The organism is Myxococcales bacterium (genome assembly GCA_016706225.1).
Lineage (GTDB): Bacteria > Myxococcota_A > Polyangia > Polyangiales > Polyangiaceae > JADJKB01.
In genome coordinates this window covers 44000-57206 of sequence record JADJKB010000002.1, presented here as the reverse complement: position 1 = coordinate 57206, position 13207 = coordinate 44000, and the positions used below count along the sequence as shown (strand labels likewise).

Here is a 13207-nt window from a genome sequence, read left to right as displayed (position 1 = left end):
CGAGGGCGGGCCGCTCGGCGGACACAGCCGCGTGCGCTCAGCTTCCACTCGGCGCCGCGTTCGGGACGGGCTCTCCGACGGCGGGTTTGGCTCCGCCACGGGAGACCACGATCAGCGCATCCCGCACGGTTTTGCTGTCGCCGGTGGAGGCCTGAAGGCGCCCCTTCATCTGATCCCCTTCGCGCGTCAGCACGGTGAATCCGCTGAACGCACGGTCTCCCGGAGTCTTCGCCGTGAAACGCACGCGGAACACCTCGGCGTCGACCTCACCCACCAGCACTTGCTCGCCGAGCGGACCCTTCGCGACGCCGCGAATGTCACCGCCCTCCGCCACGTTCAGCGTCAGCTGCCCGGTGCCGGTGTTGGCTCCGCCGTCATCGGCTGCCCACTCGCGCGCGCCCTCGTTCTTGCGTGCCTCGATCAGGTAGTGCTGCGCTTCATAGGTTCCGCCCCAGGTTCCCGCCGTGGTGCTGGCCGGTGCGGCGGCCGATGCGCTGGGCAGGGGTCGAGCAACGGAGGCGCTCGGACCGGGCGCGCTCGCGGCCGGCGTCGGAGCGGCGGGTTTGTCACACCCAAGAACCAGGAACGCCACGCCAACGGCGCTCCCTCGCACGAGGTTCACGGAGCGCCCCCGAGAACTTCTCGAATTCGAACCCCCAGCTCGCCTTCGATCTCCACGAGCTCTCCACGCGCCACCTCGCGACCAGCAACGCGCAACACGACCGGATCGTTGATCCGGCGTCCGGTCTCGATCACGTCGCCGGGGCGGAGCGCCGCCCACTCGCGGGCGCTCAGCGACACTGCGCCAACCTCGACCCGTACGACCACCGGCGCGTCGAGGACTGCCTCTGTCAGCGCCGCTCCACCATGATTTTCCCCGTCCACGCTCATGTTCGCCTCGATGTCGAACGACAGATCGACCTCGCCGTCCCCTACCACGACACGCCCATCGGGCGCCAAGTCGACGCTCAGCCCCCGTTCCCCGCGGGGAGCCGCGAGCGCCGCGCGCCCGGCGCCCTGTCGATCGATCCACCAGCCGTCGCCCGGCAGCCAGGCGTCTCCGGGGCGCAGGGTCCCGAGCTCGCCGGGGTTCGCCGAGGCGAGCGCGACCACCAGGCGCAGCGACACTTCCAGCTCACCCAGGTCGTCCAGAGTTGCAGGTCGTTCGCGCTCCGAAGTTTTGTCCGCGAGCACCCACGCCCGCGCAGAGTAGGGTTTGTCGCCCACCACCAGCGTTCCGGAGACACACACACAAACCGCGCTCGGGTTCGGGCGCTGGTCGAGCACGCGCAGCGCCTCGGCTGCGCCTGTGCGACGCGCGACCTCGACCAAGATCGCCGAGAGCGCGCCGCTCGACGCGGGATCGAGACGCGTGCCTTGGGGTGTGAGGCCGACGGTTCTGCCGAGCACACGAGCGAGCATGGCGCTGACCAGCGGCGCCTCCAGCTCGATCCAGATACGAGAGCCGTCCGAGAGCTGAAGACCCAGGACGTCCTCGGCGCTTGGTGCTGGACCAATCGAGACGTTGCCCAGTACGACGAGCACCTCGCCGGACAGGATTTCCGAGAGCGCGCGCCCCAGTCCCTCCGGACGTACCGCGCGCTGAACGGCGCGCCTCGCGAACCGAGCCTCGCGCCACGCTTGGCGAGGGAGGCGCTCCAAGGAGGCCCACGGAAAGGGCTGGACCCGCATGCGGCCCGATTGATCGCGGCAAACCCGCCCTTCGTCCAGCATTCTCGGGCGCGCTCCCACGACCGAGAGAAGCCCACGGATTTCCCACGGATATTCCGGCCGCCGGGGCGGTGCTCCCGCGCGATGTCGCGCCGGTGATGGAGCCCGTGATACGTTCCTTCGCATGAAGACCCGGCTCTTGCTGCTGCCCGTCTTGGCGCTGACGATTGCGCTCCCCGCGGCCGCCGAGAACAAAGAGAAACCCGCCAAGCCAGCCGCCACGGCGACGGGCGGTCCCCGCAAGGACCCGCAGGGCATCAAGGGCATCAGCCCGTTCTGGGAGCAGCTCAAGAAGGGCGACGACCTGTTCGTGGCGCGCGACTTCGATGGAGCGATCGGCGCATACAAGGACGCGATCACCAAGGAGCCCCAGAACCCGATGGGCCACTATCGCATTGGTGAGGCGCACCTTGCGAAGAACGACACCCAAGAGGCGGAGACGTCCTGGGTGGCGGCGCTGCGTTTTGTCGGCGGCGACCACATGCTCAAAGCCAAGATCTTGTTCGTGCTCGCCGATCTGCGCGAGCGGCAGAAGTCTTACGACGACGCTACGGATCGCTGGAACGCCTACGGCCAGTTCGCTCAGCAGCAGCCGGCAGCCAAGGCCTTCCCGAAGAGCGCGGAAGACCGCAAGGTCAAGATCACGACCTGGACCAAGTTGGTCGCGGACTATGCCGTCGTGAAGAAGCGCATCGAGACGCGCCTGAATGAAGCCGACGCCAAGGCCAAGAAGGACGCGACGAGCACCAAGGCCGACAAGTAGGGCTTCAGCGCGGTACGGCCAGACGGACGTCCCGCCCGAGCGCCGCGTCCGCGCGCCGCGCGAACTCGAGAAACGCCGGATACGCTTCGGGGCTGACGCGGCCGGCGGGGATGTCGAGCACTCGATCGAGCCAGAGGGTGTCCCCTACCAGGCGATCGGCGATCTTCACCGACCGATCGCCGTCTTTGACCGTGCTCCCGGCCAAGACATCCTTGAGGGTCACGCCCTTGGGCAGCTTGATCGCGAGCCGCACTTCCTGATGGGTCGCCTCACCGATCATCAGCGGCGTCTGCCGAACCGGCAGCGTCGCGAGCTGCGCGACGCGCGGTGAGAACGGCGGCGAGATCGAGAGATCGGCTCCGCTGTTCGTGGCAAAGCCCGCCATCTCTGCGTGCATCTCCAGCAAGAGCGGTTGGTCCGCGTCGTCGAGGTGACGGAGCTCGTGTTTGATCAGGCGTGCACCGCGCAGCGCGCGGCCGAGCAGCTTGGATTCGACTAGATCTCTGAGCTGCGCCTCCGGCAGCTGAATGAACGCCGCTCGCACTGCCATCGCGTACTTTCCGGTGAAGCGCTGGGTGATGTCGAGCTTGGCGGAGCCGTCGGCCGCGAGAGTCACGCTGCCCTCGTAGATCACGCTGTCTTCGGTGCCCGCGGCCGGTGTCGTGATGCGTTTCGGACCCCGTGCAAGCAGCACGTAGGCCGGCGCTCCCCGCAGCTCCGCGGGCACGTAGCCAAACGGCGCGAACTTGCTGGCTACGGTGAGCCAGAGGTCGCCCTTCTTCGTCGTTACTCGCACCAGCGGCTCGGTGAACTGCGTGGCCGCGCTGATCTTTCCCGTGGGCTCTGGTGCGAGACGGTTCTTCGCCACCGCATATGCGGTTGGCATGCCGAGCGCGCGACACAGAGTCATGAAACCGCGCCAGCGGTTGCCGCGCTTGCTCACGACCACCCTGCGGCCGTCGCTCTCGGGTCCCTCCTCCACGTTGGCGAGCACCCAGCGGTAGAGTTTCTTCGCGCGCTCGGCCTCCAGCTCGGCGGGCAGCGGCTCCACGATCTTGCGGGCAATGCGGCGCACCCGCGGATCCACGGGTGTTGCGTCGGTGAGCGAGTCCGCCAGCGAGCGCACCCGCTCTTCGAGGTTCACACCCCAGCCGACGCGCACGCTGGGCAGAAACTCGGTGATGGGCGGGCTGCCGGGCTCGGTCTCGGCGGCCGGGCTCTGATCGACTCGCCAGCGGCGGATCACGATCCCGTCTTTCTTCTCCATGACCGGCGTGGGCACCGCGCCCTGCGTCTCGATCTCCAGGTTCGCGCCGTCCGGAGTGATCATCACGAACTCGCTGCGCGCGTAGGCGATGTTCGCCTCCCGGAAGAACCAGTGAGGGCTCACGTATTGTTTGCCGCGCCCGTCGCCCGGCTTGCTGACGACGTGCTCGGTCTCGATGTAGTCCCCGACCTCGAGGTGCGGGAAGGTCATGGTGGGTTTGCCAGGGACCTCCTCCGGCTCGAGCACGCGCCCGTCCTTCTTGATCACCCGCGCGTGCAGCACGACACCGTCGAGCTTCGGATGCTCGGCGAGCTGCCCCGCCGCCTCTGGCGATTGGATGCGTATGACCTCGTGCTCCAGCATGCGGCTGGAGCCGTCCGAGTGGACCCAGATGGCCGCGTAGTCGAGCACGCGCGCTGCGGTCCCGGGCATGCTGAGCCCGCTCTTTTCGTAGTCGGCGATGATGCGCCGCGCGTCGAGCCGATAGTGTTCGAGCTCGCTCTGGCCCTCGACGAGATCGAGTGCCTCTTCGAGCGGGCCGGTATTGGCTCCGTTGACGAGGGCGTCCACCAGGGCCTTGCGAAGCGCGTTGTGATCCCCCGCGCTCAAGCGGGCGTCGGCGAGGGCCAGGCGCGCGCGGCCGTCGAACGGCTCCTTGTTGATGGCCGACTCGAGCTTCTTCCAGGTCTCGCTGCGATTTCCTGCGCGCACCATCACGTCGTGCACACGCTCGGCGACGTCTTTGCGATCGGGGTGGCGCGCCCCGATGCGCGAGAGCTCTGCCAGCGCGGCCGGGTAGTCCTCCCGGGCCAAGGCGCGGGTCAGCTGAATTTCGGTGTCCGGATCGAGCGCCTTGATGCGAGCGACCAGCCCATCGACCTTGGTCTGGTCACCTCGAGACTCGTACACGGCGAGTGCTGCGCTCAGCGCCTCGACGTCGTCGGGAAAACGCGTCGCGAGCTTCTTGGCGGTGTCGGCGTACTCCGCGACCCAGCCGAGCTCGCCGTACAGTCTGCCGAGGGAGAGCAAGACCGGGGACGCCTCCGGGAAATCGTCGGAGAGCTTGCGCAGGCGTCGCACGGCCTCCGTGGGTCCGGCGCGCTCACCCTGCCAGAGTGCGAGCGCGAGCTCGGATTGCCACAGATGTTTGTCCTTCTTCACGGCGCGCTCGTGGAGCTCACGCGAGAGGTCCCGCACACTCGTCGGATCGAAGAGCGGATCTTTCTCGGCGAAGGTCGCCGAGGCCCCGAGCACGAGGCCGGTTGCCTTGGAGTTGTCCTTCAGGAGCGGCTCGGTGAGGATGGCGGCAACGTCGCCCTGGCCCTCGGAGTAAGCGAGGTAGGCCAGCAAGAAGCGGGCGACGTCGTCATTGGGATCACTGACGTCGCCGTGTTTCACGTAGCGGCTGATCAGGTTCGGCTCACCGGTGATGCGCGGGGGCACGGCTCGGTAAGGCGTCGAGGTGTCGGCGCTGCCGCGGATGCCCGCGGGGCGGCCATCGGTCGCGAGCACACGCACGCTGGTCTGCGGATCGGCGAGGCGCGCAATCACGCGGTGTCGACCCGCCTCGAGCCAGACTTGCACGCCGAATTTCGGCCAGACGCCCCAGATGCGCGGATCGCGATCCAGCACCTTCTCGTCGTCCACGAACAGCGCGAGCGCGCCCTGCACGGCCACGATGACCTCGGCCGGCGAGTCGAGCTCGAGCAGGGTCTCGGCGTAAAACACACCGTTGGTCACCGGCTCGTCGACCCGGACGAAACAGCCGTCTTGTTTGGTGGTGAGGATGCGCGGCGCGACGAACGCTCCGGGCGTGGGCTCCCAGCGTGCCGGCCACGGTCCAGGGCGCTCGGCGAGAAAACTCCGAAACGCGTCCGGCATCGCACCTCGCCCGAAGGGGCCCGACAGCCGTACGTGATCGACACAGCCGTACTCGGCGGCGGACTGTTTCTCGACGTCCTTTGCGGCGCCCGCGTAGGCCTCGTCGGCCCACCACTCGACGAGCTCCGCGCGCGCTCGCCAGCCCAGGTTGAGCGGCTCCTTCATCGCGTCGGAGACGAACGAGCGCCAGCGCGGCCACAGATCCTTGGCATGGCTGCGCAGCGCCACGGCGCGGTTGGCGGCGAACCACGCCACGGTGGGCGCCCGCGGATCGGTCGAGGTGCGAGCGGCGCGGGTCGCAGCCAGGTAGTGATCGGGAGCGCTCCGCATGCGCCCGTGGATGGCGTCGTCGAGCCCCCGCGCGAGGTGCGCGAGCATGTTCCCGCCGCCCAGCTCGTCCAGGCGCGCCCGGGCCTTTTCGGCTGTTTTCGCGTCGCCACCTGGCGAGACCAGCTCGTGCAGCAACCACTCTCCCACGAGCTCGGCGTTTGCCGTCGTGGGCCCCACGCGGCGCAACTCGCCGAGGGCAGTGGGTGCGTACTCGGCGCCTTTGCCCGTGCCGCAGGCGACGGCAAACAGCATACACACGAGGACGAGAAGGCGTCTCACTGCGACACCACCAGTCGACCGCTCAGAGCGCGATCCACGTCCTCGCAGAACTGCTTGAACGCCGGATACTGCTTGGGTGTGATGCGTGTTGCGCCAACCTCGACGCGACTCTTCACCGTGACCTGACCCGCTTGCACCGAGGCCTCGACCTTGAAGGATCCAAACGGGGACGTGCCCGAAGCGCTGAGCGGTGCCGTCTTCACCTTCATGCCGGCTGGCAGCTTGACCACGAACGTGTCGTCGATGGTGGAGAACGATGGGATCCGCACGTCCTGTTTACGGCTCGAGAGCGAGGCGTAGTTCGCCGTCAGGCGGACCCCGGGCGTCACCCCCATGCTGAGTGTGTCGCCCTCTTTGCGGGCGAAACCCCGGGCGGTGCCACGCACCTTGAGCTTCGGCGAAATCTCGAGGTTCTCCAGGTCGTTGCTGGAGATGCCGGCGTTCCCGGCCACGATCTCGAAGCCGGGGAACTCACGGCCGAGATCGGCGTTGATGCGGGCACGACGGGTGGACTCGGCGTGGTAACGGCGGCGCCAGTCGGAGGATTCGGAGCCCAGCGTCTCGAAGTCCATTTCGAGCTTCGCGTCCCCGTTCGGACCGACGGCGGCGGTCACGTTGCGCGTGAGCACGTTCTTCTTGGGGTCACGCTCGGGCAGGTGGGTGAGCTTGGAGTCTCCCTTGTTGATCAACAGGCCAAGGGCGCCAGCGTCCATGTCCGGCAACTCGCCGGAGCCCGTGTACTCGGCCGTACCATCCAGGTAGAGGTCGAGGGACGGCACGTAGACGATGGCGTGATCGAAGGCGGCCAAGCTCGGAATGTTCGAGCGAAAGTCGCCGCGCATCTGGGTGCGCAAGATCACGATGGTCGACGGCACACCCAGCTCTTCGAGCAGGGTCACGATCACCGTTGCCTTGTCCTTGCAGTCACCCCAGCCGCGCGTGACGGTCTGCACACAACGCCGGGGTTTGTAGCCATAGATGCCGAACTCGAGGGCGACGTAGCGGGTGTTCTTGACCACCCAGTTGTAGACCGCCGTCACCTTCTCCCGCTCGGTCTTGGCGCCCTTTGCCACTTCGCGGGCCAGCTTCCGCGTCTCGTCGTCGAGGTCGAACTGATCTTTGACGAAACCCCAGTACCAGCGCCCGAGCTCCTTCCAGTCCTTGTAGGTCGAGACGTGCACGAAACCGAGCACCTCGGACCAAGGAGGCATGGCGCTCTCGGGCTGGAGCGGCGCGAGTTTGTCGGCGTAGAACCGGTAGATGCGCTGCTCCCCCTGCTCCCGCGTCTCGCGCTTCAGTCCCGGGACCTTCTCGTCGATGTAAAACGTGCGCTTTTTCGGCGTGATCAGCACGTACTCGGCGTTCTGCACCGGCTCGTTGGACTGCAGGTAGGCGACCTCGCCGAAGTAGTCGGCGTACTCGTTGCGCGGGGTCACCTCGTCGATGCGGTAGCGGAGCTCGACCACGTCGCCCGGGTCGAGTCGCGGGAACTGCACGTAGAAGTTCCGCGCGGAGGTGTACATGCTGATTGACGGATCGTCGGCAGCTCCTTCGCCGTACTCCACCGCCTCGTCGGTGCGACCGTCGCCGCGATACACCTTGGCGCCGCGTAGCTGCACGACCTCGCGGTCCGACTCGTACTGAAAAGCGTACTGGCGAGCGAGCGCCGCGCCGGCGTCGTTCAGCGGTTGGAACACGACCTGACGAAACTTCCCGCTCAACCCGTTCTCGAACACCGTCGTGACGGTCAAATCACGCAGCACTCTGCGGTTCTGTCCCGCGGCCGGCGCGTGCCTCAGCTTCAGGAACTTCTCACTCTTGTAGGCCCAGGCTTCGTCGGCGCGAGGTTTGGCGGGCTCGATGTGCTCGACGTACTCGCGCACGTCCTTGTCTTGCGGCCGGATCTTGAGGATGGCCTGGAGCAACTTGAGCTGTTCGTCGCGGCGCCCGAGCTCACCCTGGAGATCCGAGAGCGCGCGCAGCGTGCCCACGTCTTCAGGGGCCAACGTCAGGGCTTTTTGGTAGGTGGCGATGGCGCGCTGGGGCTGGCCCAGCGAGCGGTAGGTGCGCGCGGCAATGCCGTGGGCCCACTGGCTGTCGGGATCGGAGTCGAGCAGGCGCTGCACCCAGCGCTCCGCAGACTTGCGGTCACGGCGGGCCACTGCGAGCTCGATCTGTGAGCTCAAGAAGCTCGGGTCGTCGAAGCGCAGAGCCGCGTATCGCCCCTCCGCCTCGCTGGCCTCCGTCGCTCTGCCGAGTGAGCGGAGCTGCGAGGCATACATGTTGAGCAGCAACAGTGCGCTCGGGTTCTTCTGGACCGCAGCCTCCAAGGTCGCGAGCGCCGTGCGCTTGAGGCCCGCAGTGTTGTAGGTGATGACGCGGCCGGCGATGGCGTCGATCTGCTCGGGGTCGATGGCGAGCGCTTGGTCGAAGTAGCGCGACGCGGTCTGCCAGCTCGGGCCCGACCGCGCGAGATCGGCGCGGGCGAGCAGCACGTCGATGCTGGGCTTGCCGCTCTTTTTGGCCAGCGCCTCCGCCTTGTCGACCCACTCGGCGCGTTGATTGCGGTCCTCTGCCAGCTCACCCGCGAGCAGCAGTCGCGCGATGCTGGGTTCACGCTCGGCCGCACGCCGGGCGAGATCTCGCGCCTCGTGTTTGGTGCGGTCTTCGCCCCCGGTGACCTGGAGATAACGCGCGTAGCCCTCGAGGTCGGCGGCGTTCGGAGTCTTCTTGGCGACCAGCGCCGTGAACGCTTGCAGTGGGCCGAGCGGGCCGCGGGCCGGCACTATTGCGGTCTTTTTGCTGGAGGCAGGCGGGGCGAGCTTCGCAGCCTCGGCGCTCGCGGCCAGATCGCCGGTGGTCTCGAGCTCCCCGTCGGGCGCGCCGCGCGCATCTCCGAGCCGCACGGAGACGATGGGTGGCACCTCGTCGCCGCAGACCTTGACGGTCAAATTGTTGTAGCCCGGCTTCAGGCTCAGTGTTGCCGCCATGCGGTCCGCGTCGTGGTTGCGGTACGCCGCATCTCGCAGGACCTCGCGCCCGTTGAAGTAGAGCGCAAAACTGCCGCTGGCGCCGACCCACGCGGTCATGGTCCGCGCGGCTCGCGCGCCCGGCTTCGCGCGCACGAAGGTCGTCGCGAAGCCGCAGACCTTGCGTTCGGGTCGGAGCAGCGCGCCCAGATCCAGATACCCGAGCGGGAAGGCGTCGGGCACCGTGCGCCAGCGCACAGGTCGCTCCTTGCCGGAGTAAGCGCGGCCCGGAACGATGGCCTTGTCGAAGTCGGACTCCGGTCCTTGTTCCACGTCGAGCCCGCCGCGGCCCTCGTTGTCGAAGGGCCCGACGACCATCCAATGGTTCACGAAGCCGAGCGCTGAGATCTTCTTCCGCGCCTGCGTGACGTCCCCACGGCGCATGCGGGTGTATGCGCCGAGCATGCCGGCGTAGGCCCGGGTCGGCGCGTCGAGCTTCGGGTTCGACTCGGCTGCCAAGAGGGCCTCCTCCACCTGATTCGGGTCGGCCCGGTCCCAGGTGTTCCAGATGCCGCGCAGGGCTCCGTAGACATGCGGGCCCCGCGCCGCGTCGAGGTCCGAGACGGCCTGCCGAAGCGCCACGTGGAACCGGCCGACTTCGGCGCTGGCGTGGGGGACGAAGGTCGTCAGCACCGCAAACAGCCACAAGGCGATGCGTTTCACGCTCGGACCATAACCTCCGGTCATGGGGCCCTGTAAACCCTCCCCCGCTGCACCCGGGACGCGCGGCCGGACGGTCGGGAAATCGGCCCGTTTGTCGTTTCCGGGTGGGGGGATCGATGCCGCGCTTGCTGGCCCGTATGGGGTTCGGTAGAAGGGTGGAACGCTATCAGGCTCGAACTCTCAATTCGCCGGCGATTATCGTCGGAGAAGGGAGGGAACACCCGGGGAGACAGGTGACGTCAACCCGGTGCCGCGTAGGCGGCGCTCGCGAAGAGAACGCGGGCGGCTTGCGGAGGTTCGGATGGTTAACCCGCAGATGGTGATGTACGAAGAGGAGTTCAACCAGATCCAGGTGGTCGTAGACCGTCTGGTGAAGGAAGCGAACGCCAGAGTCGTCTTCATCGTCGACAAGAACGGTCAGCTCATCGCGGCGGCCGGCGACATCGACAACATCGATACGACGTCGCTGGCATCGCTCACGGCGGGCAACATTGCTGCCACGGGCGGCATCGCCAAATTACTTCGGGAGAACGAGTTCGCCGCTCAGTTCCACGAGGGCGAGAAGGCGAACATTCACATCCAGCTCGTGGGCAACCGCGTGATTTTGGTGGTGATCTTCGACGCGAAATCGAGCCTCGGCTTGGTCCGCTTGAGGGTCCGAAAGGCGACCGACGAGCTGAATCGAATCTTCGAGGCGCTGCTATCGAAGGTGGCGGCACCCGGTGCCGACTCGCCCTTCGCCGAGATCACCGATGATGACATCGACAACCTCTTCAACGACTGAGGAGAGGGCGGCCGATGAGCTTCATCAACTACATGGCTCGGGAGATCAACTGTAAGATCGTCTACTACGGGCCTGGACTCTGCGGAAAAACCACGAATCTGCAGTACATCTACGAGCGCACGAACCCCGACGCGAAGGGCAAGATGATCAGCCTCGCGACGGAGACCGAGCGCACGCTGTTCTTCGACTTCTTGCCGCTGTCCCTGGGTGAGATCCGCGGCTTCAAAACGCGCTTCCACCTCTACACGGTGCCCGGGCAGGTGTTCTACGACGCCAGCCGCAAGCTGATCTTGAAGGGTGTCGACGGCGTCATCTTCGTGGCCGACAGCCAGATCGAACGGCTCGAGGCCAACCAAGAGAGCTTGGACAACCTGCGCACGAACCTGGCGGAGCAGGGGTACTCGCTCGAGAAGATCCCGTTCGTGATTCAGTACAACAAGCGCGATCTGCCGAACGCCGTCGAGGTCGTCGAGCTCCGAGAGCTGTTGAATCCGACGGCGGTCCCGGACTTCGAGGCCAACGCGCGCTCCGGCATGGGCGTGTTCGACACGCTCAAGGCCGTGAGCAAGCTGGTCTTGACCGAGCTCAAGCGCGGCGGCTGAACGCGCGAGCGTCGCTCAACACGCCGACGCGTTGAGGCACTGGCCGGTGCGCGGCGTCGCGCTGCCCTTGCCGACGCCACACCACTCCGGCATCACCTTGGGTAGCCCGTTCGTCTGGTACGGGGACTGACCTGCTGGCAGCCAGTACGGGTGATCGAGCACGAATTGCCAGAGCGATTGGTACTTCGAATACCCGGTCGCGCCGGTGATCGGAGGCTCCGAGTGTCCGCAGTTGTGCACACACTCCACGAAAAAGTGGCCGCCCTTGATCAGCTCGTCTTCGAGGGTCGCGGAGAGGGAGTTGAAGCTCAGCAGGCCTGCGCAGGTGTCGGTGGGTCCACCCCAGAGCACCAGTCCCGGGAGTTTGTGGGTCGGTTTGCCCCAGGACCGGATGACCCCGCCCACGCCTCCGGACAGGGACAGGAACGACGACAGGTATTCACTTCGGCTGCCCGCCAGCTGATCGGTCCACAGCGCGCCGGCGCTCACCCCCGCGCTGGCGACGCAGTTCTTGTCGACCGAGAACTGCTCGCTGACGCAGGCGAGCATGTCGTCGAAGAACTTCAGCTCCTCGTCGATGCGGGTCTGTGACTGGATGATCTCGACGGGCCACACGAACAAAGCGTCGCCCTTCTTCTCGGGCAGCACCGCGATGAAGTGCTGGCTGTCGACGGCAGCCTGGATCTCACCCTTGTCGAGGAAACCCTGAGCGCTACCGCCGAGCCAGTGCCACAGGAAGATGACTGGCGGTTTGTCTCCCGGCTTCAGATCTTTGGGCAGCACGAGAATGAACTTGCGATCCGCGCTGCTCTGAATCGTGTTCTCTCCGGCAACCAGCTTCGGGCAGCTGCCGCCCGAGTACTTTGGCGGGTCCTTCGCGGTCGGGGCGCCGGCGGGAACCGGATCTCCGCAGCGCCCGAGTGCCGGGCCGCCTCCCGCGTCGCTGCCACCACTCGAGCTGCCGGCAGCTCCACCGGTCGCCACGGTGCCGGCGCTGCCGCCGCTCGAGCTTCCGGCCGCGCCGCCGCTGGCCTGTCCGCCGCTGCTCGGGCTCGAATCCTCCGACTGACCGCCGCAAGCGGCTGCGAGTCCGAGTGCACAGAAGCAGCTCACCACCAGACTACGTGCGATCATGGTTCGCCAGGATACGCCGAGCTTCGACTCACGACCATCATGCGCCGCGTCGTCGCGGGGTGTATTGGGAAGAGTGCGTCGTTTTCGCGGAACCGCGCCCGTGTCAGGTCGAGAGGGAGTCCGGATGGTTGTCGAGCGAAAGCGCCCAACCTTCGTCGCCGAACCAGAGCAGCGAGACTCGAGATGAAGAAGTCGAGCAAGAGACCGTGCGAACCCCTCACTCGCGACGAGCTGGAAAGGGCCGCCCTCGCGTACCTCGATCGTTTCGATAGCTCCGTCACGAATCTGCGCCGCGTGCTGCTCGGTCATGTCGCGCGCGCTGCCGAACAGCGGGGTGGGGACGCTGCCAAGGGCGGCGAGGTCTGGGTGGACGAGCTGATCGCGCGCTATCAGGCGAGCGGCCTGCTGAACGACACGCGTTTTGCGGCGACGCTCGCGACCGGGCTCCGGCGCCGCGGTTCATCGAAACAGGCCATCGTGCACAAGCTCCGCGCCCGCGGCGTGGAGGAGGCTCAGGCGAACGAGGCGCTCCTTGGGGTCGACGCCGACACCGGCGTTGACGCCGAGCTCGAGGCGGCGCGTGCCTTTGCTCGCCGCCGTCGCCTTGGCGTGTTCCGACCGGAGCAGGACCGGAGAGCTAGCTACCGGCGCGATCTCGGCGCGCTAGCGCGCGCCGGTTTTGGCGTGGACGTCGCTCGGCGCGTGCTGGGCAGCACGGAAAACGACGACGAAGAAGGCTGAGCT

Annotated in this window: 9 protein-coding genes; 4 read left to right on the top strand and 5 right to left on the bottom strand. The window is 67.0% G+C overall.

What is annotated here, in order from left to right; all coding sequences use genetic code 11:
• Positions 1-37: 37 nt before the first annotated feature.
• On the bottom strand, positions 38-622 hold the full coding sequence (locus IPI67_00355; GenBank protein MBK7578630.1) for a hypothetical protein: 585 nt from the start codon (positions 620-622) through the stop codon (positions 38-40).
• Positions 619-1545, bottom strand: a complete 927-nt coding sequence (locus tag IPI67_00350; GenBank protein ID MBK7578629.1) for a FliM/FliN family flagellar motor switch protein — start codon at positions 1543-1545, stop codon at positions 619-621. The genes IPI67_00355 and IPI67_00350 overlap by 4 nt, the downstream gene beginning before the upstream one ends.
• A 310-nt stretch (positions 1546-1855) precedes the next feature.
• Between IPI67_00350 and IPI67_00345 the strand changes: the two genes are divergently transcribed.
• A complete protein-coding gene (locus IPI67_00345; GenBank protein MBK7578628.1) occupies positions 1856-2494 on the top strand; it encodes a tetratricopeptide repeat protein in 639 nt (212 codons plus the stop codon).
• Positions 2495-2498: 4 nt separating this feature from the next.
• Here IPI67_00345 and IPI67_00340 read toward each other — a convergent pair whose 3' ends face one another.
• Positions 2499-6251, bottom strand: coding sequence for a hypothetical protein (locus tag IPI67_00340; GenBank protein MBK7578627.1), 3753 nt, complete (start codon positions 6249-6251; stop codon positions 2499-2501).
• Positions 6248-9943, bottom strand: a complete 3696-nt coding sequence (locus tag IPI67_00335) for a DUF3857 domain-containing protein (GenBank protein MBK7578626.1) — start codon at positions 9941-9943, stop codon at positions 6248-6250. Before IPI67_00335 ends, IPI67_00340 begins: the two co-directional genes overlap by 4 nt.
• 301 nt (positions 9944-10244) lie before the next feature.
• Between IPI67_00335 and IPI67_00330 the strand changes: the two genes are divergently transcribed.
• Positions 10245-10727 carry a roadblock/LC7 domain-containing protein gene (locus IPI67_00330; GenBank protein ID MBK7578625.1) on the top strand — a complete coding sequence of 161 codons (483 nt, stop codon included), beginning with the start codon at positions 10245-10247 and terminating at the stop codon, positions 10725-10727.
• Between the two features lie 14 nt (positions 10728-10741).
• Entirely contained in the window at positions 10742-11329 is a 588-nt protein-coding gene (locus tag IPI67_00325; protein ID MBK7578624.1) for a GTPase domain-containing protein, read from the top strand.
• Positions 11330-11344: 15 nt separating this feature from the next.
• Here the strand turns inward: IPI67_00325 and IPI67_00320 are convergent, their stop codons facing one another.
• Complete coding sequence (locus IPI67_00320; protein MBK7578623.1) at positions 11345-12463, bottom strand: hypothetical protein; 1119 nt, start codon at positions 12461-12463, stop codon at positions 11345-11347.
• 183 nt (positions 12464-12646) lie between these two features.
• On the opposite strand from IPI67_00320, the gene IPI67_00315 reads away from it, so the two are divergent.
• Complete coding sequence (locus IPI67_00315; GenBank protein MBK7578622.1) at positions 12647-13204, top strand: RecX family transcriptional regulator; 558 nt, start codon at positions 12647-12649, stop codon at positions 13202-13204.
• The last annotated feature ends 3 nt before the right edge of the window (positions 13205-13207 follow it).